The organism is Nocardioides alkalitolerans (assembly GCA_038184435.1).
Classification (GTDB): domain Bacteria; phylum Actinomycetota; class Actinomycetes; order Propionibacteriales; family Nocardioidaceae; genus Nocardioides; species Nocardioides alkalitolerans_A.
The window spans coordinates 2,214,322-2,234,087 of sequence record CP116227.1; the positions used below are offsets into that span (position 1 = coordinate 2,214,322).

General features: G+C 68.2%; 18 protein-coding genes. 6 read left to right on the forward strand and 12 right to left on the reverse strand.

Translation table 11 applies throughout. The features are described from left to right. Positions 1-8: 8 nt before the first annotated feature. The 6 genes from PIR53_10635 to sodN form a co-directional block, all read right to left on the reverse strand. Positions 9-887: a sugar phosphate isomerase/epimerase gene (locus PIR53_10635; protein WZH50483.1), complete on the reverse strand. Its 879-nt coding sequence runs from the start codon at positions 885-887 to the stop codon at positions 9-11. 11 nt (positions 888-898) lie between these two features. After that, positions 899-1,984, reverse strand: a complete 1,086-nt coding sequence (locus PIR53_10640; GenBank protein ID WZH50484.1) for a zinc-binding alcohol dehydrogenase — start codon at positions 1,982-1,984, stop codon at positions 899-901. A 164-nt stretch (positions 1,985-2,148) separates the two neighbouring features. Then, positions 2,149-2,625, reverse strand: a complete 477-nt coding sequence (locus tag PIR53_10645; protein ID WZH50485.1) for a hypothetical protein — start codon at positions 2,623-2,625, stop codon at positions 2,149-2,151. Continuing rightward, positions 2,625-4,967: a molybdopterin oxidoreductase family protein gene (locus PIR53_10650; GenBank protein WZH50486.1), complete on the reverse strand. Its 2,343-nt coding sequence runs from the start codon at positions 4,965-4,967 to the stop codon at positions 2,625-2,627. Before PIR53_10650 ends, PIR53_10645 begins: the two co-directional genes overlap by 1 nt. Before the next feature lie 71 nt (positions 4,968-5,038). Then, on the reverse strand, positions 5,039-5,584 hold the full coding sequence (locus PIR53_10655; protein WZH50487.1) for a hypothetical protein: 546 nt from the start codon (positions 5,582-5,584) through the stop codon (positions 5,039-5,041). Between the two features lie 92 nt (positions 5,585-5,676). Beyond that, positions 5,677-6,072, reverse strand: a complete 396-nt coding sequence (gene sodN / locus PIR53_10660; GenBank protein WZH50488.1) for a superoxide dismutase, Ni — start codon at positions 6,070-6,072, stop codon at positions 5,677-5,679. Between the two features lie 134 nt (positions 6,073-6,206). Here sodN and PIR53_10665 point away from each other — a divergent pair, with 134 nt between their 5' ends. Further along, positions 6,207-6,350 (forward strand): hypothetical protein, encoded by a 144-nt coding sequence (locus PIR53_10665; GenBank protein WZH50489.1) that lies wholly within the window; start codon positions 6,207-6,209, stop codon positions 6,348-6,350. Positions 6,351-6,379: 29 nt separating this feature from the next. Further along, entirely contained in the window at positions 6,380-6,610 is a 231-nt protein-coding gene (locus PIR53_10670) for a hypothetical protein (GenBank protein WZH50490.1), read from the forward strand. 8 nt (positions 6,611-6,618) lie between these two features. Here the strand turns inward: PIR53_10670 and PIR53_10675 are convergent, their stop codons facing one another. Together PIR53_10675 and PIR53_10680 are read right to left on the reverse strand one after the other, a co-directional pair. After that, on the reverse strand, positions 6,619-7,125 hold the full coding sequence (locus PIR53_10675) for a GNAT family N-acetyltransferase (GenBank protein WZH50491.1): 507 nt from the start codon (positions 7,123-7,125) through the stop codon (positions 6,619-6,621). Positions 7,126-7,185: 60 nt separating this feature from the next. Further along, positions 7,186-7,389 carry a hypothetical protein gene (locus tag PIR53_10680; GenBank protein ID WZH50492.1) on the reverse strand — a complete coding sequence of 68 codons (204 nt, stop codon included), beginning with the start codon at positions 7,387-7,389 and terminating at the stop codon, positions 7,186-7,188. A gap of 462 nt (positions 7,390-7,851) precedes the next feature. Here PIR53_10680 and PIR53_10685 point away from each other — a divergent pair, with 462 nt between their 5' ends. Then, complete coding sequence (locus PIR53_10685) at positions 7,852-9,942, forward strand: DNA methyltransferase (GenBank protein WZH50493.1); 2,091 nt, start codon at positions 7,852-7,854, stop codon at positions 9,940-9,942. Here PIR53_10685 and PIR53_10690 read toward each other — a convergent pair. Continuing rightward, on the reverse strand, positions 9,939-10,850 hold the full coding sequence (locus PIR53_10690; GenBank protein ID WZH50494.1) for a hypothetical protein: 912 nt from the start codon (positions 10,848-10,850) through the stop codon (positions 9,939-9,941). The two genes, PIR53_10685 and PIR53_10690, sit on opposite strands and share 4 nt — an antisense overlap. 394 nt (positions 10,851-11,244) lie before the next feature. Between PIR53_10690 and PIR53_10695 the strand changes: the two genes are divergently transcribed. After that, positions 11,245-13,857 carry an AAA family ATPase gene (locus tag PIR53_10695; protein ID WZH50495.1) on the forward strand — a complete coding sequence of 871 codons (2,613 nt, stop codon included), beginning with the start codon at positions 11,245-11,247 and terminating at the stop codon, positions 13,855-13,857. 3 nt (positions 13,858-13,860) lie between these two features. Here the strand turns inward: PIR53_10695 and PIR53_10700 are convergent, their stop codons facing one another. Further along, complete coding sequence (locus PIR53_10700; GenBank protein WZH50496.1) at positions 13,861-14,475, reverse strand: helix-turn-helix transcriptional regulator; 615 nt, start codon at positions 14,473-14,475, stop codon at positions 13,861-13,863. Between the two features lie 107 nt (positions 14,476-14,582). On the opposite strand from PIR53_10700, the gene PIR53_10705 reads away from it, so the two are divergent. Both PIR53_10705 and PIR53_10710 read left to right on the forward strand, forming a co-directional pair. Further along, positions 14,583-14,825 (forward strand): helix-turn-helix domain-containing protein, encoded by a 243-nt coding sequence (locus PIR53_10705; protein WZH50497.1) that lies wholly within the window; start codon positions 14,583-14,585, stop codon positions 14,823-14,825. Positions 14,826-14,882: 57 nt separating this feature from the next. After that, the gene (locus PIR53_10710; protein ID WZH50498.1) at positions 14,883-15,998 is read left to right on the forward strand and encodes a site-specific integrase; all 1,116 of its coding nucleotides are present in this window, start codon (positions 14,883-14,885) and stop codon (positions 15,996-15,998) included. Positions 15,999-17,148: 1,150 nt separating this feature from the next. On the opposite strand, the gene PIR53_10715 is transcribed toward PIR53_10710, so the two are convergent. Further along, positions 17,149-18,459 (reverse strand): DUF262 domain-containing protein, encoded by a 1,311-nt coding sequence (locus tag PIR53_10715; GenBank protein ID WZH50499.1) that lies wholly within the window; start codon positions 18,457-18,459, stop codon positions 17,149-17,151. Positions 18,460-18,659: 200 nt separating this feature from the next. Next, positions 18,660-19,733, reverse strand: a complete 1,074-nt coding sequence (gene ychF / locus PIR53_10720) for a redox-regulated ATPase YchF (protein ID WZH50500.1) — start codon at positions 19,731-19,733, stop codon at positions 18,660-18,662. Positions 19,734-19,766 lie beyond the last annotated feature (33 nt).

Genomic DNA, 19,766 nt, shown 5'->3' on the forward strand with positions numbered 1-19,766 from the left:
CCGCCGGCTCACGCCGGGCGCGCCTGCCACAGGCGGTCGAACGCCTCCCGGCTCCGACCGAGCAGCTCCGCGGGGTCCAGCTTCCACAGGGAGTCGGGGAACGCGTCGCCCCAACGACCGTCGTCGGAGAAGATCTCGAGCTCGTACCAGCCGTCGTACCCACCGCGCTCCAGCGCGGCGAAGAGGGCCGGCAGGTCGATGGTGCCCTCGCCCGGGATGCGGCGGTCGGCCAGCGAGCGCGGCGGGTCCGGCCAGTCGCAGACCTGCACCAGGAACGTGCGGGCGGCCACCTGCTCGGTGACGGCGAGGACGTCCGGGGAGTCCCAGACGTGGTAGACGTCGTAGCAGAGCCCGACGTTCGGGGCGTCGACGAGGTCGAGGAACTCGGCCGCCTCCCCGAGGGTCCGCACGAAGGAGGCGTCGAAGCCGAGGTCGCCGCGCACCACCTCGACCGCCAGCCTCGTGCCGAGGTCCGCCGCCATGCGGGCGACGTCGCGGATGCCGTCGGCCGCGATGGTCCAGGCCTCGTCCCTCGCGTACCCCTCCGCCGAGCCGGTCGTCACGACGATGCAGTCGGGTCGGAAGGCGGCGAGGCGCTCGACCGACGCCCGCAGCAGCTCGATCCGGGTCGCCGGGTCGGCGGGCCCGGGGTACATCACGGGCGGGCGGAGCGGGAGCGGCGCGAGGTTGTTCGGGATGCCGCCGGCGACGCGCAGGCCGGACGACGCGAGCGCGGCCCGGTGGGCGTCGTCCTCACCGTCGCGCAGCTTGCCCTCGGCTATGCCGATGCCGGTGGCACCGCTGGCCAGCGCGAGGGCGAGGTCCTCCTCGAAGGTGGTGTCGGGGGTCGTCAGGGGGCAGACGGAGTAGCGCGGTGCGCGGGTCATGACGATGCTCCTCAGCGGTGGTCGACGGGGCTGGTCGAGGGCGTGGTCGAGGGGCTGGTGTAGTCGAGCAGCACCGCGAGGGTCTCCTCGGGGTGCTCGTCGATCAGGCGGTAGGCCTCCGGCGCGTCCGCGAACGCGATCCGGTGCGAGACCAGGCGGTCGATGTCGAGCCTCCCGAGCCGTGCGGCGGCGTGGCGGTAGCGGCGGTCCCAGTCCCACCGCGGCTGCAGGCCGCTCCCGATGGAGCTGACCTGGCTGCTCACGATGCGCTGGCGGCGGAAGTGGAACTCGAGGCCGAGCTGCAGCGTCACCGGGCGGTTCCCGAAGAAGGAGAGCACGGTGATCGTCCCCTCCTGGCCCGTGTGGTCGATGGCGGACTGCAGGGCGGCCGGCGCACCGCTCGCCTCGTACCAGAGGTCGGCACCGCGGCCACCGGACAGCTCGGCGATCGCCGCTGCGGCCTCGTCGGGACCGACGACGGCGTCGGCGCCGATCCAGGCCGCACGCTCGCGACGGCTCGCCACGGGGTCGACGAGGACCAGCCGGGCGGCGCTCTCCCGGCACAGGTGGGCGAGGAACGTGCCGATGACGCCGAGGCCGGAGACCACGACGACGTCACCGATGCGCACGGGCGTGTCGAGGAGACCCGTGTAGGCGACGCTGAAGAGGTTGGCGAAGGCCGCCTGCTCCGCGTCGATCCCCTCCGGGACCGGGAGGACGAAGCCGGCGGTCCCGCTCATCACGAACCGCTCCTGGTGGGGGTGGTAGGCGAAGACGCGGTCCCCCACCGCGAACCCCGACCGCGCGCCGGCCGCCTCCACCTCGCCGACCACCTGGTAGCCGAACTTGAGCGGGAACGGGAATGTGCCGCCGGTCGTGGGCAGGTCGACGGCGTCCGCCGAGCCCGAGGTCCCGTGGTAGACGCTCATCTCGGTGCCCGCGCTGACCAGGGAGGTGAGCGCGCGGACGGCGATCTCCTCGGTCCCCGGTTCCCCGAGGGCCTCGCTGCGCAGCTCCACCCGCCGCGGTTCCGTGAACCACACGGCACGGGCGGTGTCGTGGGCCGTCGGGCGTTCGTACGTCGCGGTGCTGGTCATCGCTGGTCCCTCGGTGCTGGCTGGTCCGCCGTCCGCGGCGGTGCGGGACGGACGCGCCGCGGCGGGGCGCGCGTGGCGACGGTACGCACGGACTGTGACGCCAACCACACCCTGCTGGAGCCACCCTCGGCGCCGGGGGGGCGCGTCGCGACCCCGACCCGCGCTCAGCGCGGCGGCGCCACGATGAGCGCCTGCGGCGCGGCGGCCCGGATCCGCGTGTCGAGCCACGACGTCTGCCGCTGCGTGCCCGCCGCCGCCCGGCGGGCGACGTCGAGCAGCTCGTGGTCGCGCAGGCCCTGGGCACCCTGCGCGATCACCAGCCAGGTCGTGCGCACGAGGTCGGCGAGCACGTGGAGGTCCTGCAGGTCCCGGAGCAGGCCGATCTCGCCGGAGCGCACCTCCGCGAGGCCCGAGGCGTGGAGCCGCTCGGGCTCGTCGACGCCGTCCGACTCGTCCTCGCCGTACCGCTCCGCCACCGGCGCCAGCAGCTCGCGGTGGGTGTCGCTGAGCCCCGCGAGCGTGCGGCACGTGTGGTAGACGTCCGCGACAGCTGCGTGGCCCTCGGCCACGGCCCGGAACGAGTCGGCGAGGGTGGCCTCGCTGTGGTCGGCGAGGCCGACGTACGTGGCGAGGTGGAGCATCACGACCTCCCGAGGGGGACGACGCGGCACGCCGCCGTCTTGAAGCAGGGCTGCTTGGAGACGGGGTCCCAGACGGTCATCGTCAGCTCGTTCGCCTGGCGGTGTCCCTCCCCCGGCGCGACCCCGTCGAGGTCCCACGTGCCGTAGTGGAACGGCGCGAACACCGCGCCCTCCCGGACGCTGCCGATCCTGGCCCGCACCTCGATCGCGCCGCGGGGCGACTCGACCCGGACGAGGTCGCCCTCGGCGATCCCGAGGCCTTCGGCGTCCGTCGCGGACAGCTCGACCCAGGCGTCGGGCGCCGCGTCCTGCAGCCGCCGGGACCGCGCCGTCTTCGTGCGGGTGTGGAAGTGGTGGACGGTGCGACCGGTGGTGAAGAGCAGCGGGTACTCGGCCGAGGGCTCCTCGTGCGGTGGCGTGAAGGCCGCCCCCTTGAGGAACGCCCGGCCGGCGGGTGCGAGCGCCCGGTGCTCCTGCTCGGTGACCGCTCCACCCGTCAGCAGGTCGTGGCCGTAGGTCTCGCACACGTCGGTGGCGGTGGGGAACACGCCGTCGCCGTACAGCCGGACGGTGCCGTCCGGGGCGGCGGCGTTCACCGGCCAGCGCAGACCGTCCGCACCCCGCAACCGCTCGTGGGTCAGTCTCGTGTAGTCCACGGGGCGCCTGGCCGAGGCGTCCCGCCACGCGTCAAACGCCTCCTCCGGCGTCGACCAGGACGGGAGCGGGCGGCCGGAGCGGTCCGTGAACCCCATCATCCGGGCGTAGGTGAGGAAGATGTCGAGGTCGCTGCGTGCCTCCCCCGGTGGGTCCACGGCCTGCTGCGAGAGGTGCACGGTGCGGTCGGCGTTGGTGAACGCGCCCGTCTTCTCGCCCCAGCCCGCGGCCGGCAGCACGACGTCGGCCAGCTCGGCCGTCTCGGTGAGGAACAGGTCCTGCACCACCACGAAGCAGCGGTCGCTGGCGAGGATGCGCCGGATGCGGGCCGACTCCGGCATCGACACCGCGGGGTTCGTCGCCGAGATCCAGAGCAGCTCGATCGAGCCCTGCTCGGCGTAGGAGAAGATCTGCATCGCGTTCGTCGGCGGTGCCCAGTGCGGGATGGTGAGGGGGTCGACGTCCCAGAGGTCGGCGAGCTGCTGCACGTGCGCGGGGTTGTCCCAGTTGCGGAAGCCCGGCAGGTCGCCGTCGGCGCCGCACTCGCGGTTGTTCTGCGCGGTGGGCTGGCCGTTCATCTGCAGGATCCCTCCGCCCGGACGTCCGACCATCCCGCGCAGCAGGTGGAGGTTGTTGACGCCGACGGCCGAGGCCGTCGCCTGGTGGGACTGGTAGAAGCCCTGCAGCACCGTCGAGAGCACCCGCTCGCTCCGCCCGAAGATCTCCGCAGCCCGCTCGACGTCGGCCGCCGCGACCCCGCAGGTGCGGGCCACGGCCTCGGGGGTGTACGGCGCGACCACCTCCCGCAGGTCGTCGAGGCCGAGCGTGTGCGCGGCGACCCAGTCCTCGTCGATCCAGCCGTGCTCGAGGAGCTCGCGCGTGATGCCGTTGACGAGCGCCAGGTTGGTGCCGACCTGGGGCGCGAGGTGCACCCCGCCGGTGCGCTCGGCCTCCGCGGCGACCGCCGTGCGGCGCGGGTCGACGCACACGAGCACCGGCGGGGCGGCCCCGTGCGTCCGGTCGAGGATCCGCGACCACAGCACCGTCTGCGTCTCCGCGGTGTTGTGGCCCCAGCTGAACAGCGCGTCGCAGTGCTCGACGTCGTCATAGGACCCGGGCTGGCCGTCGGCCCCGAACGACTCCTTGAGCGCGGCGGCCGCCGTCGCCGTGCACAGGCGCGTGTTGCCGTCCATGTGGGGCGTGCCGAGCCCGGCCTTCCCGATGACGCCGAGCGTGTAGTACTCCTCCAGGAACAGCTGCCCCGACGTGTAGAACCCGTGGGTGAGGGGGCCGTTCTCCGCGAGCAGGCGCTGCGACTCCGCCACGACCCGCCCCAGGGCAGTGTCCCAGTCGGTCGCGACGAGCCGCCCGCCCTCGCGGACGAGCGGCCGCGTCAGCCGCTGCCGGTCCGAGGCCCACGGCGTGCTGGCGTAGAGGCCCTTCGGCCCCAGCCGGCCCCGGTTGACGACGTCGTCGGCGCGGCCCCGCACGCCGACCATCCGCCCGTCCTTCACGGCGATGTCGCAGCCGCAGCCGTTGCTGCAGAGCACGCAGGCCGACGGCACCCAGCGGTCGACGTCCGCCTCGCCCACGCCGTCGTGGAGGTGGAGGTCGACGCGGGTGGACCACGGCGTGCCCCTGCCGTGGGGCGAGCGCTCGCCCCACACGTCGGTGGTGCGGTCGGCCACGGTGACCTCCTAGGCGTACGGCGCGGGTCAGCCGTCGCCGGTACCCCTCGGCGTCGCGCGCACCCCGCCCGTCAGGCGGCCCAGGAACCGGCGACCTGCCTGAGGAGCGCGACCAGCTCCCGGGTCACGACCTCGAGCTGGCTGCGGCTGCCGATGATGGGGCGCGGGTACGGGGCGGCCGGGTCCGGCACGTCGTCGCCGCGCGCGAGGCGGAGCGTGCGGGCGAGGGCGTGGAGGCGGTCGGGTCCCCCGACGAGCTCGTCGTCGACGGTGACCCGCAGGTGGCACTCGAGCGAGTTGAGGCCCCGGCCGAGCTGGACGGCGAGGCTGCAGCGGGTCGCTCCCCGGTCGACCACCACGGTGAACGAGCGGTGGCGGGGGCCGGGGAAGGTCGACCCCTTCGTCACGCGGTCGGCGCCGGCGTCCTCGAATGCCTGGAGGAAATCGCTGGTCTCGAGCGGCGCATAGGAGCCGCGCTCCGTGAGGAGCGAGTCCGCGTCGTACGCGGTGGTGGCCTCGACGGACCAGACGCGGGAGGCGTCGCACCAGCGGTACCACGCGTCGGCGAGGTCGGTGCGCGCGAGCGCGCGGGCCAGGGGTGGGAGGTCGGCGGTCACGCCGTCATCCTGCCGTTGCACGCGACGAGATGTGCGGCTGGGACACGTCCTGCCGTGGCGGACCCGTCCCAGCTGCGCATTCCCGGGCCCGGTCAGGCCTTCTTGGTCTCCCAGAAGATCTCGGCGATCTCGTCGATCTTGGCGAGGAGCTGGTCGGCGACCTCGGCGTCGAGGCTGCCCTTGGTGCCGGTGGCGCCCGCGAGCTTGGTGGCCTCGTTCACGAGGGTGTGGAGCTGGGGGTACTTCTCGAAGTGCGGAGGCTTGAAGTAGTCGGTCCACAGCACCCAGAGGTGGTGCTTGACGAGCTCGGAGCGCTGCTCCTTGATGAGCACGGCGCGGGTGCGGAAGTCGGGGTCGTCGGAGTCGGCGACCTTGGCGATGACGGCCTTGATCGACTCGGCCTCGATGCGGGCCTGGGCGGGGTCGTAGACGCCGCAGGGCAGGTCGCAGTGGGCCTCGACGTCGACGGTGGGAGCGAACAGACGCATCAGCGGAGCATCCTCCTGGTCGGGGAGCGCAGCCGGTCGGCTGCGCGTGGGCGCGACGCTAGGACCTCGAGTGCGGTTGAGGTCAAGGACCGGTGTGCGCGGTGGCCGACCGGACGCTGGGTACCGTCACGGGCATGAAGATCCTCCGCACCGCCGCCCTGGTCGCCGTCGGCAAGAAGCTGTACGACGAGTCCCGCAAGCCGCAGAACAAGGCGAAGATCGACCGCGCCGTGCAGTCGCTCCGCGACCGGCGCGGGGGCGGCAAGCGCTCGCGCTGACCGTGTCCCGCCAACGACCCGCGGACGGGGTGCGGTCCATCGCGCCGTGGCAGCGCACCTTGCTGTCCGCCGTCGTCTTCTTCACGCTCTTTCTCGCCATCCAGACGCTGGTGTTCCGAGCGTCGCTCGACGAGGTGATCGTGATCGCATCGTTGACGACGCTCTTCTGGGCCGCGTTCATGCACTACTTCTTCCTCCGGCACACCGACCCCCAGGAGCCGTTGTGGGGCCGACGGCGGCGCCGAGGCCGACGCGCCTGAGCGCGGCGTCAGCGAGGCGCGGGCTCGAGCTCGTGGACCACGACGGGGAGACCGCGCACCTCGGCGTACCGCTCCGCACGGAGACCGACCTTCGCCGCGACCCGACGTGACGGCAGGTTGTCGGGGTTGATGATCGCGACCACCCGCGCCTCACCGATCGGCCCCAGCGCGAGCTCGATGCACGCGCGCGCCGCCTCGCTCGCGTAGCCGCGGCCCTGCTGCTCCGGCACGACGTGGTAGCCGACCTCCAGGACCCGCGCGTCGTCCGGTGGCTGCCAGGTCAGCCCGCAGTCCCCGACGAAGGCGCCGTCGTGGGTCTCGATGATCCAGAGGCCGTAGCCGTGCTCGGCGTAGTTGCGCTGGTTCCAGCGGATCCACCCCAACGCCTCGTCCCGCGTCTTCGGAGCGGGGTAGTACTGCATGACCTCCGGGTCGCCGAGCATGGCGGCCATGCGATCGAGGTCGCCGTCGTCCATCTCGCGGAAGCCGAGACGCGCAGTCGGCCCGGGGATCACCTGCGAAGACTAGGCGGGCTCCGAGCGCGCTCGGAGCCCGCGCCCGCGGCGCGGCTCGGCTCAGACCGCCGGCGGACCTTCCGGGTCGCTGGTGTCGGTGTTGAACGCGGCGATGCCGTTGACCACCGCGACGATCCCGGCCCACAGCGAGGTCTCGGCGTCGCCGGCCCAGCCCTTGGCGACGAGGTACCCCACCGCCACCGAGCCGAGGCTGGAGACGATGTAGATCGTGAGGCGGATGCGGGCCTTCTGCTGGCGGGTCACACGTACCTCCGACGGGCGGCGCGACGGATCGCGAGGTGGATGACGAGATCCAGCAGCCGGCGGGGTCGTGCGACGCCTCGGCGGTGGCGCTCCAGCCGGTGAGCGCACGGCACCGGCGAGCCCTCGCGGTCGACTACACGTTGAAGCGGAACGTCGCCCGCATGGGTCGGGTTTCGACGGTCATCGTTGGTCGTGACTGACAAGTGTGTCCTGACCTGCGCAAACACGTCCGCCGCGTCGTTGGAGCCTGTTGGCTGCCCGCGGTCTGGATCGGACTTCTCGCGGACAGTTTGCGGACAGGTTGGAGGTCGCAACCACCCGACTCGAACGAGCACGGCCACTCGGCCCGAAAGCCCGCGTTCCTGAGCGCTTCCGGGAACACCAGAGGCCCTCGGCGACCGCTATCCACAGGTAGGTGCGTCGGCGCCGCGAACGTCGGTGCCGCCAGCGATACTGGTGGGCATGATTCCGAGCCGCACCTCCCTGGAGTTCGACTTCCCGGTAGCCGAGATCAATCAGGCTGCCGAGGCCGAGTCATGGCGCAAGGAAGTGCACCGCCCTGCGAGCCACACCCACAAGTGGTGGGCTCAGCGCCTCGGCACGGTCTTTCGAGGGCTGCTCATCGGTTCTCTTACGCCAGACAGCGCCAGCGCATCGTCAGCCTTCAGCAGCAAGTTCGATGCATCCGGCGCCGTCGTCTACGACCCGTTCGCAGGTTCAGGCACGACGCTCGTCGAAGCGCTGAAGATGGGCTGTAAGGCGATTGGGCAGGACATCAACCCCGTCGCAACACTGGTGCAGCGGCAGTCCGTCGCCGAGTGGGACGTTATTGCGCTTGATCAGGCATTTGCCACAGTGGAGGCGGCCGCAAGAGATGCCATCGACGAGCTACACGTCGCCGAGACCGGCGAGACGGTTCTGTACTACTTCTGGGTCGCCCAGGCTTCGTGTCCGGACTGTGCCGCCGACGAACCGCCGATCGACCTGTTCAGCACACGAGTCTTCGCCAAGCACGCCTACGCCAAGAAGTACCCTCGAGCTCAGGCGAGCTGTCCGAACTGTCACGCGGTAGTGGTCGTCGACGCAGTAGCCGACGAAACCCTCACCTGCGGCGACTGCGGGAAGACCGCTCCTCTCACTGGGACCGTCTCTGGGCCGTGGATGACCTGCCGCCAAGGCCATCGCACCAAGGTCACGGCCTCACTCGGCGGCCACCGGCCCTCACACCGAATGTATGCCAAGTTGGTCCTGGGATCCGATGGCACCAAACGCTACGAGCCCATCACAGACTTCGACCTCGACCTCTACGACCGAGCGTCCAAGTTGCTGGTCGAGCATCGGGACAAGCTCGTACTTCCTGTCGGGATGCTTGAGGACGGGTACAACACGCGCCAAGCCATGGGCTGGGGATTCACCCGCTGGGAAGACTTCTTCAACGACCGTCAGCTCTACTGCCTGGGCCTCCTTGGGGCTGCAATCCAGGCACTCCCGGAAACCCCAGAGCGCGAGGCGCTCGCAACTCTGTTCAGCGGCACGCTTGAGTTCAACAACCTCTTCTGCTCGTTTAAGGGCGAAGGGACAGGGGCCGTACGGCACATGTTTAGCCACCACATCCTGAAGCCGGAACGTGTTCCCCTCGAAGCGCATCCGTGGGGCACGCCCGCGAGTTCGGGCTCCTTTTCGACGCTCTACAAGAGCCGGATCATTCGCGCGCTCGACTACAAGATGCGCCCGCATGACATCGTCGGCAAAGAGCGGGTCTACGGCATTAGTCGGCCCCTGTCCGTCCCTGTCTTCACGGATGCGGCCAGCCTGTTCAGCCACGAAGGGGCCGCCGCAATGATCACGACGGGGTCCTCGGCGGCATCCGGGCTACCGAGCAAGAGCGTGGATCTGGTTCTAACCGACCCGCCGTTCTTCGACAACGTCCACTACTCCGAACTAGCCGACTTCTTCCATGCTTGGCTCACACAACTGCACCCATACGACACCTATCCCGCCATCGCAACCACGCGCGCCAAGGGCGAGGTTCAGCACACCGAGGCGGACGAGTTCGGCGATGCCATCGCAGCAGTGTGGCGAGAGTCGGCTCGAGTCTTGAAGGACGAGGGGCTCCTTGCCTTCACGTTCCACCAATCGAAGCCACAGGGATGGTCGGCTCTGGTGAAGGCGCTCAAATGCGCTGGCCTCGTCATCACCGCCATCCAGCCGGTGAAGGCCGAGATGAGTACGTCGAGCACCAAGTCGGGCGCATCCGACCCGTCCAACCTCGATTCTGTTGTGGTTTGCCGGCGACGATCGGACGTGGGGCCGCCGACCGTCGAGCGCGCCAGGGCGTTGCTCCAAGAATTGATCGATGAAGGCACCCAAGTTGGCTTCAGTGACGTGCAATCGGTCATTCGAGGCACCGTGATGTCACGCTTCACGTGGGAAGACGTCGACCTCGCGGAACTGACCATTGCCGCTATCGAGGCCGCGGACAACGTGTGCCTTGATCTTGGCGTGCTGTCTCGACGTTCCGGCGTGCGGCGTTCCGAGACAGCTCAGTCCTAACGCTCTCGAGCGAGCGAGATGCGGAATCTGCCCCGCTGGGTCGTTTCGGTTCTGCGGTTCCGGGAGGTACGAAATGGAGCCACGGCATCCGGCAGCGGGTGTCCTGGAGACTCACGCAGCCGGTAGCACCCGAAGGTTCGCTTGTCACCATCGGTGGTGGTCCTGACCATCGTGCGGCGAAGCTCAAGGTCCTGCTCGTCGTCCAGCCCACCTGTCGGGTGAATGAGAGTCGCAGCATCCTGGAGCCAGTCCCAGCCAAGCGGGTTGGCGAACACGAGCATCGGCCTCTGGCGGTCGAGGCCGTCGCCATAGGTGCCGAGTCCGATGGCCTTCTGACGAACGCCGGTGATCCGGTCGTAGAGCTCGACGTCCTCGTTGAGCGCCGATCCCGCGACTAGCGCCAGACTCCTGAGATAGAACTCGTTGCTCTCGACAAGGACCAGTTCCACGAAGAGATACGTCGCCGGCACTCGAAGCTCACGGCCCGCCTCCGTCTCGACCTTGATCGTCTGGCACGGCGGCGTGGAGTTGTAGTCCATCCCGGTTGCCCGCGCCGCGCGTCCGGCTCCGGTCGAGTTGAGCTTCTTCACCTCGATGCCGATGACGTGACGTGAGTCGGGCTCTCCGCCGCCCCGCAGGAGCAACGCGGTTTCCTCTTGTCGTGCGAGCACTACGTCCGGGCTGATGAGTGGTCCGGCGCTGCCGAACACTTTGACGCTTTCGGGGAGGCGAGCGCTCAGAACGGCGGCGACGTGCTCATCGAATGGGTCGTCCTGCGTCTGACGCTTGTCCCGCAGCTCGAAGCGAATCGGACTGCCGTCCTCCTCGAAGAACTCGGCGGCGAGGGCAGCGAAGGCGGCAGCGGCAAGGTCAGCGGGGCGCGCAGCGCTCCCGACGTCAATCGTCACCCCGTACTCCTATCAGGCAAGCGAGCCCGTGTCCGGAGAACGGGTCGCACTCCAGCATCCAGCGCTGGTGACCTTTGCAGTGCGACGCCTGCGGCTGGCCTGCCGACGTGCCTTACCGCCGAGCGCCAACCCGTCCCTGCTCGATTCAACGTTCGCCTAGCCAACGCTCCAACTTCAACGGCAATCATTGATGCTTCACGGCCTTCAGAATCTCGCGATCTTCATCCCTCATCCGACGTCGCCAGCCACTCCAATTCAGGCGGCACGCATGCTACGAAGGTCGTAGATGGGTCGCCCGAGATCGGGCGGCCCACGCGACATTTCTGGGGCGTCCGTTGGTTGTCGACGGACGCGTTGGAGCGGGCGATCTGGGTGATCGGCGTTGCATACAGGCGTGAAGTTCTACCGTGGCGCCGCGAAGGCTGCGCGGACCTACGTCGAGCGCGACTGCGCCCGTTACGACGACTACTACCTCGCCGAAGGTGACGGGGTCGCCCTGCGATTCGTCGCCGAAGCCAAGGACGGCGACGGGGAGCGGGAGGTCCACCTCGAGAAGAAGCAGGGCATGGACGGCGAGACCTACGAGGACTGGGTGGCCGGAATGGTCGTCGAGACCGGGCGGCCAAAGGGGCGGCTGCGGAAGGACGCGAACGGGCTGCGCTTCGTCGAGGTGACGATCAACGGCCCGAAGACCTGGTCACTGGCCGCCGCCCTGAATCGGGAAGTGTCGGCGGCGCTCGACTCCGCCCAGGAGCGAGCAGCGGGGCAGATCATCACCTACCTCGCTGAGCACGCCACCACACGTGTCGGACCACGTGGACGCCAGGTGCAGGTCCCGGTCGAGCAGATCGAGGCTGCCGTGATCCGGCACTACACGTCTCGGGCCGGCGATCCCCACAGGCATCTGCATCTCCAGATCAACGCTCGGGTGTTCGCGAAGGGCGCTTGGCGGGGCCTGCACTCGGTCGGCGTGCGGGACATGATCGAGGCGATCAACGGCATCGGGCACGCCGCAGTCGCGACCGACCCGCAGTTTCGCGCGGCGCTCGCCGACGCCGGGTACACGCTGGACCCCAAGATCAGCGAGATCAGGGAGTTGGCGCCGTTCGTCGGAGCATTCAGTGCGCGGACAGCGCAGATCCGCACCAACGTCGAGCGGTACGAGGCCGAGTGGCGGGCGGAGCATCCCGACGATGAGCCGGGACCGCGACGGCACCAAGCCTGGGATCGGCGGGCGTGGTCGGAGGCACGGCCGGACAAGGTTGTGCCGACGAGCGGGGCCGACATCGTCGAGCGGTGGAACGAGGAGCTGTGGGCACTCGGCTACGCGGATCCGGACGGGTCGGTCGCCGTCGTCTCACCACGGGTTGTCGATCTTCGTAGGGATGCCGCGGCGGAACTGGCTGTGTCGCGACTTGGAGCGAAGCGGTCGGCGTGGAACGCGGCTGACATCCGTGGTCAGGTCGAGGTGCTGATCGCCGAGACCGGGTTGATCACCACGGCGGCTGTCCGACTCGAGCTCGCCGAAGACCTGACCGCCCGAGCGCTCGACCGCTGCACTCCCCTGCTGCTGCGACCCGACGTGCCCGAGCACGTGCGATCGTTGACGTCGTCCCGCGTCCTTGCCGTAGAGACCGAGATCCTCGAACGGCTGCTCCACCGCTCGCACCCGCTCGAGCCGGCGCGGCCGCACCGGGCGACGCTGAGTCGCCTGGCGCCTGAGCAGGCCCGGGTGGTGGCCGCGCTGAGGGGCAGAGGCACGCTGATCGTCATCGAGGGCGCTGCCGGCACCGGCAAGACCACGAGCCTCGCCACCGCGCAGACACATCTTGCAATGCGCGGCCACCGCCTGATGGTGGTGACGCCGACGCTGAAGGCCGCCGAGGTCGCGGCCCGGGACACCGGCGCCGAGGGACGCTCCGCCGCATGGCTGATCCACCAGCACGGTTGGCGCTGGTACGCCGACGGCCACTGGGTCAGGGCGGCGAGCCATCCGGGTCCCGAGGCGCGGCTGCACCGCGGCGATGTCCTGCTGGTCGATGAGGCTGGGATGCTCGACCAGGACACCGCTCTCGCCCTGCTGACCATCGCCGACGAGGCTGGCGCCCGCATCGTCCTGATGGGTGACCGTCACCAACTTCCCGCCGTGGGCCGCGGGGGCGTCCTCGACCATGCGATCGCCTGGGCACATCCCAGCGCGGTGCTGACCCTGGACCGCGTGCACCGGTTCACCGATCCCGAGTACGCGAGGCTCAGTCTGCAGATGCGGGAAGGACGCGCGGCCGACGAGGTGTTCGACCAACTCGCAGAACGCGGGCAGATCCTTGTCCACGCCTCCGACGCCGCCCGGACAGCGGCACTCGCGACTATCGGCGCCGACGGCGCGCTGGTCGTCGCCGACACCCGCGAGCAGGTCGCGGAGCTCAACGCTGCCATCCGGAGCGAGCGGAGCAACGACTCCGCTGGGGTCATCACGGGACGCGGCGACGTGATCGGGCTCGGCGACCGCGTCGCCACCCGACGCAACGACGTCGCCCTCGGCGTCGCCAACCGGCAGACCTGGCTCGTATCAGGAGTCGGGGACGACGGCAGCGTGGTCGTCCATTCACCGGAGACTCGGCGGGACCGGCAACTGCCAGCTGCCTACGTCCGAGAGCACGTCGAGCTGGCCTACGCGACCACCATCCACGGCGCCCAAGGCGAGACCGTCGACCACGCCCACGTCGCCATTGGCGAGTCGACCGGCGCCGCAGCGGCGTACGTCGCGATGACCAGAGGTCGTCACACCAACATCGCGCACCTGGTAGCCGAGTCGGTCGAGGAAGCCCGCAAGCAGTGGATCGACGTGTTCAGCCGCGACCGTGCAGACCTGGGGCCCGCGCACGCGCGCGGCCAGGCGATCGACGCGATCGAGCGCTACGGGTCACAGCCCCGAAGGCGGCCAACGCAGCTACCGCCGCCCATGCCGACGCGTGTGGAGACCCGAGGGCCTGGCCTCGGGCTGTGAGCATCAAGCCCGCTTGCGCTTTCGTCCGGTGCTCGGCGGCCACGGCAGGCCGATGTCGCCGGCGATGCGCGCGCTGATGCCGCCGGGGTCGCGCGGCGGTCGGTCCTGAGAGGGGGTGGCGGCGTCGATCAGCGGTTGCCATGCCTCACGTACCACCTGGGGCAGGTCCAGCGTGGGCCACGCCTGGATCAGCAGTAGGCCGTCCACCGAGTCCTCGAGGATCTGAGGGGGCGCACGGACGAGGGCAAGCTCGTAGTAGGCGATGCGCTGAGCCGCGTCCGAGAGATCCCAGACATGGTCGTCGTCGGTCCCGAAGATGTACCTGAGGATCTGCACCTTGGCGAAGCAGTCCGGCAGCGGTACTGACCAGAGCCCGTCCGGAACGAAGAACCGTCCGATCTCCGCGTCTTCGTGTAGCTCGAAGAAGACCATGGGCTTCACGGCCAACCGTGCGTTGGCGGCATCAAGCAGCCGCTCGACCACGTCGAGTGTCGGCGACTTCCGGCGCAACTCGTACTCCGAGACGGACGACTGCTGCGTCCTGGCGATCGCGGCCAGACGACGCTGCGACATGCCTGCGGCGCGGCGGGCCATCTCGATCACCGTCTTCGATGCCATCCATCCAATATCGCTGATCATCGATTGGAGCGCCATGCACACCTCACTGGTGAGGCCGGAAACGCCGGCCCGAGACCCATGGGTCTCATCACACGAGGGGCACCACCATGACCGCTTCACCGATCAACTCCAACGAGAGCCGCCGCGCCGCCAAGGGCCCGGGCGACGAGATGCTCACCCTCCAGGAAACCTGCCGCTTCCTCCGCGTCCCCGAGGGGACACTCCGCTACTGGCGCCACCTGGGCTGCGGGCCGCGGAGCTTCAAGATCGGCCGCCACGTCCGCTACTGGCGCGCCGATCTCATCCTCTGGCTCACAGACCAGACCAACCGTCCCCAGGGCCGCCGCTGAACGCCGCTGCGTCGGATCCGAGAGAGACGATGGAACGATCCTGGAAGGAGCATCACCATGGCGGGGAACATCGCAAAGCGGCCCAACGGCAAGTGGCGGGCGAGATACCGCGACGAGACCGGGCGTGAGCATTCACGCCACTTCGCCCGCAAGATCGACGCACAGCAGTGGCTCGACCGGGTCACGGCAGCGGTCGTGACCGACAGCTACGTCGACCCCAGGGCCGGACGGATCACCTTCAAGCAGTTCTACGACGACTGGTCAGCGCGTCAGGTATGGGTGCCCGGCACCGTCCTGGCGATGAACCTGGCGACCGGGTCTGCCACGTTCGCCGAGCTGCCGTTGAAGACAATCCGGCGTTCCCACGTCGAGGCGTGGGTCAAGGCGATGGACGCGGCTGGCCTCGCGCCGGGGACCATCAAGACCCGGTTCAACAATGTGCGGGCCGTGTTCAAAGCCGCCCACCGTGATCGGCTGATCAGCACCGACCCGACGCACGGCGTGACGCTTCCTCGCGTCAGACGCGGCGAGCACGCGATGCGGATCCCGTCTCCGGAGGAGGTTGGTCGTCTACTGACCGCCGCCGATCCGTGGTTCCGCCCCTTCGTCGCGCTCTGCGCGTTCGCTGGGCTGCGACTCGGCGAGGCAGCGGCACTCAAGGTCGAGGACGTGAACTTCCTCGGCCGCCAGCTCACCGTCGCCAGGCAGGTCCAGCGCGCCACCGGCAGCCAGGTCGAAATAAGGAGGCCGAAGTACGGTTCGGAGCGAACGGTCTTCATCCCTGACGGCCTCGTTTCGCTGCTATCGGCACACGTCGCGGCGTACCCGCCTGGACCGCACGGCTGGCTGTTCACCGCGCCGACCGGCGACCCACCGCACCAGAACACCGTCGGCTACTGGTGGCGCAAGACGCTCCGCGATGCGGAGCTGACGGGGATCAAGCTCCGCGACCTACGGCACTACTTCGCAAGCGGTCTCATCGCCGAAGGCTGCGACGTCGTGACCGTCCAGCGTGCACTCGGCCACTCCAAGCCGACGACGACGCTGAACACATACGCCCACCTCTGGCCGACAGCCGAGGACCGCACAAGGAAGGCTGCGAAGTCGATCATGTCCACTGCTCTCGGCCAGCAAGTCGGTCGAGGACTGGGCCGCGAGGAGGCGGCGCAGTGAGCCAAGGCTGAGGGTGCCTTGACTCCACAGACTGCCGTGGACGTCTGCCCTGTGGAGGAACCGGACGGCACGGAGAACTCCAAGGGCTCACGCCAGGTGGGGCAACCGTGGCACCACAGGCGACGGGAGCACCCTTACGACGTGAGCAAGCACGATGACGGCATCGATCTTGCGTAAGGCCGATTCAGACCGATTGCGAAGTCCTCCCCCGGCCGATCCGTGGTCACGTCAATCGCGTGACCCTCGACCTGAATTGATTCGATGCGCCCGACTCGGCGATGCCCGTCCGAAGTCAGCCATCCGAGCCTCGTTCCTATACGAACCTTCGGAGCGCCGACGGCCCGGTGGCTCACGACTCGCCGGCCATTGAACGCCTCGAATGGCGCACCCAATTTTGGCAGTCGCTCATCCATCGGCCCGAGACCCCAGAGCGCCAGGCACACCGAGTCCGTGAGCGCGTCGCCAAGAATGTGAAGCGCCTCCACGTAGTGCTCCAAACGGGGTAGCGAGAGCAGATCGTCTGGAACCTCGCCGTGAGCGACTCCGTTCCGGCGCTCAGCTAGATCCTCTAGAAAGAAGCCAGCGTCCTCCCCCAGGTCGTGATCGCGACAGAACTGCTTCAACTCTCCGTCACCAATTGCGAGCGACGCGACTTCACCAACTCCGAGCGCGCCGAACATAGACGAGATTGTCGAGGCTCTGATGTTGGCCGTGTGCGCGCGGTAGCACTCTGCGTTCAGGGTCCAGTCGGGCGCCCCCGCCTCGCAGGAGGTCCACGTCTCCAGCAGGCCCTGCGTCGTGCTACTGCCTCTGTACCGCTTGTCGGCGAGCGCGCTCAGGGTCGCGAGTGTGACCTTGCTATGCCCGTCGCGCACAACTTGAGGGAGCGACGCATATGTAGCCCAGGATCGACCTATAGCCCGCGCAGTATGCTCCGCAAGGTCCTCAACGTACTTCTCCAAACTCCCATACACGTGCACAATCACCGACGCATACGCGAGTTGTCGTCTCTCGAGGGAGGTTAACGTTTCTTTCGGCGGCGGAGCCGGGGTTGTTTGGGCAGCCTGCTCGGCCAGCGTATGAATGTAACGCTCTCCTAAATCGAGGCGTCTTTGGTACGAAACCAAAGGCTCGAGACTCAACACCGTCGCTAGCCCTGAACGACGTCCAACTCGATCAAGGCGGCCTCATCGCTTAGACCGTCGTCCTCGAGGTACAGCTCGTCAGCCGCTTCTTTCGCAGCCGGTGCGCGTCCATCCGCGATCGCCTGCATCAGTTCCGCGAACAAGACATTGCGCGCTCGAATGTCAGCCGGGTTTGCCGTGCGACCCGAGAAACTCTCGGCGTTCGCCTGGTACATCTCGCGCAACAAACCAGGAGCGCTTTCCTTATTGGCGATAAGTTCCGAGGCACGCGACAATTTCTGCGCCGCAGCCCACATCATCGGGTCGTAGACCGTTAGGGTCGGCCGACGAGGATAAATCCACCGCCCATTCGACAACTTTGGCAACAGAAATGCTCGATTGCCGAACAATTGATGGACGACCTCAAGTGCAGATTCAAACACGCCGCCAAGTTCGGCAAGTTCATCGGACGGGAGGAGATTGGCGAGCCGCAGGTACTCGTCTAGATAGTCCGTTAACGCGCGGCCTTGTTGATGCTCCAACTGTTGACGGTACGCAAAGAACCGAAGCACCAACTCGGCGTCGCCCATGGTTCTGTAGAGCTTGTTAGAGATCACCGCGTCCTCGGGCGCCGGCGAGCCCGTCTTAAGTTCCACGACCGTCGGCTCGGGAATGTTCCACAGTTCACACAAGTGTGCGTTGCGACTAAGCTTTAGGCACAGCGAATTCATCGGTCCGGGGTAGATTGCATTTCTCGACTCTTGATGAGTCAGCTTCTCGCCACCACTGTTGATCCGCTCGAAAACTAGCTGCTTTAGCCTTCGTGCCTCAATTTCATCCTTGGCCGTCTCGTGAAGAAGAATAATACTGCTGAGATATCGGCGATCGACGCCGCGGCGAATGTCCTCCGGAAGCGTTGAATACGTTCGCCCGTTCAGTTCGGACCATTCCGATAGGCCGACCAACTCGAAATCATCAGCATAGAAATCGCGAATCGCAGTCAGTCGCTGGAGGCCATCCATTACCTCGTAGTACGAGTACTTGGCCTCGTAAAGAAAGATTGGCGGGATTGGAACATTTATGATGAATGACTCAATGAGTCGCGACTTTCGTTGATTGTCCCAGCGGTGTCGCCGCTGGAAGTCGGGGTTCAACTCATATGAATCACCCTCGACCATGTCACGGATAGACGTAAGCGGATAACGGGCCTGCTCCGTTACAATTCGAACCTCGCCGCTGACATAGCGTTCGTTGATTGCCTCATCGCTGGAAGCAGGCTCGCGGCCGACCTCAGCCTCGGCAAACATGCGTTGTTCGTTCGGCAAGAGTTGCGCCATGCCGCGAGTCTTGCACAGGGCAAGAGTCCCTGCCGCAACCTACTGCGAAGCAACTCTCTGACCGTGAGCCCGAAAACGCGAACCGAGTGCGCCAGGACCCTGTCCAGGGGCGCCCTGATACGCAGTCCCTACAACGTTCTTGCGGACTCGGTGCGGACTGGGGCCACGGGCGGACCACTGACCTGCGCAAACGCGCCGGTTCACACGTTGAAGCGGAACTCCACCACGTCGCCGTCGGCCATGACGTAGTCCTTGCCCTCCATGCGCACCTTGCCGGCCTCCTTGGCCTTCGCCATCGAGCCCGCGGCGACGAGGTCGTCGAACGACACGATCTCGGCCTTGATGAAGCCCTTCTGGAAGTCGGTGTGGATGACACCGGCCGCCTCGGGCGCGGTGGCGCCCTTGGGGATCGTCCAGGCGCGGGTCTCCTTGGGACCGGCGGTGAGGTAGGTCTGCAGCCCGAGGGTGTCGAACCCGACGCGGGCGAGCACCTCGAGGCCGGGCTCGGTGACGCCGGCCTCGGCGAGGAACTCGGCGGCCTCCTCCTCGTCGAGCTCGATGAGCTCCGACTCGAACTTGGCGTCGAGGAAGATGGCCTCGGCCGGGGCGACGATGTCGCGCATCTTGGTCTTGAGGTCCTCGTCGGCGAGCTCGTCCGCGTCGCAGTTGAAGACGTAGAGGAACGGCTTGGCCGTCAGCAGGGACAGCTCCCGGAGGAGGCTGCGGTCGATGTCGGTCGCGATGATCGGCGTACCCGACTCGAGCGCCTCCTTCGCGGCCTTCGCGGCCTCGAGGTTCGCGACGAGGTCCTTGACCTTCCGCGACTCCTTCTCGAGCCGCACGACGGCGCGCTCGACCGTCTCGAGGTCGGCGAGGATCAGCTCGGTCTGGATGGTGGAGATGTCGTTGGCGGGGTTGACCTCGCCGTCGACGTGGGTGACGTCCTCGTCGCGGAACACGCGGGTGACCTGGCAGATCGCCGAGGACTCGCGGATGTGGGCGAGGAACTTGTTGCCCAGGCCCTCGCCCTCGCTCGCGCCGCGGACGATGCCGGCGATGTCGACGAACTCCACGGTCGCCGGCAGGATCTTCTGGCTGCCGAAGATCTCGGCGAGGGTGCCGAGCCGCTCGTCGGGGACGCCCACGACGCCGACGTTGGGCTCGATGGTGGCGAACGGGTAGTTCGCCGCGAGCACGTCGTTCTTGGTCAGCGCGTTGAAGAGCGTCGACTTGCCTGCGTTGGGGAGTCCGACGATGCCGATGGTGAGAGCCACGGGGAAGCACTCTACGGCGCGGCGGGGGCTGCC

Coding starts and splice junctions, on each gene's coding strand:
- PIR53_10635 (WZH50483.1), bottom strand. CDS start 887: ATGACCCGCGCACCGCGCTACTCCGTCTGCCCCCTGACGACCCCCGAC.
- PIR53_10640 (WZH50484.1), bottom strand. CDS start 1,984: ATGACCAGCACCGCGACGTACGAACGCCCGACGGCCCACGACACCGCC.
- PIR53_10645 (WZH50485.1), bottom strand. CDS start 2,625: ATGCTCCACCTCGCCACGTACGTCGGCCTCGCCGACCACAGCGAGGCC.
- sodN (WZH50488.1), bottom strand. CDS start 6,072: ATGCGTCTGTTCGCTCCCACCGTCGACGTCGAGGCCCACTGCGACCTG.
- PIR53_10665 (WZH50489.1), top strand. CDS start 6,207: ATGAAGATCCTCCGCACCGCCGCCCTGGTCGCCGTCGGCAAGAAGCTG.
- PIR53_10685 (WZH50493.1), top strand. CDS start 7,852: ATGATTCCGAGCCGCACCTCCCTGGAGTTCGACTTCCCGGTAGCCGAG.
- PIR53_10700 (WZH50496.1), bottom strand. CDS start 14,475: ATGGCATCGAAGACGGTGATCGAGATGGCCCGCCGCGCCGCAGGCATG.
- PIR53_10705 (WZH50497.1), top strand. CDS start 14,583: ATGACCGCTTCACCGATCAACTCCAACGAGAGCCGCCGCGCCGCCAAG.
- PIR53_10710 (WZH50498.1), top strand. CDS start 14,883: ATGGCGGGGAACATCGCAAAGCGGCCCAACGGCAAGTGGCGGGCGAGA.
- PIR53_10715 (WZH50499.1), bottom strand. CDS start 18,459: ATGGCGCAACTCTTGCCGAACGAACAACGCATGTTTGCCGAGGCTGAG.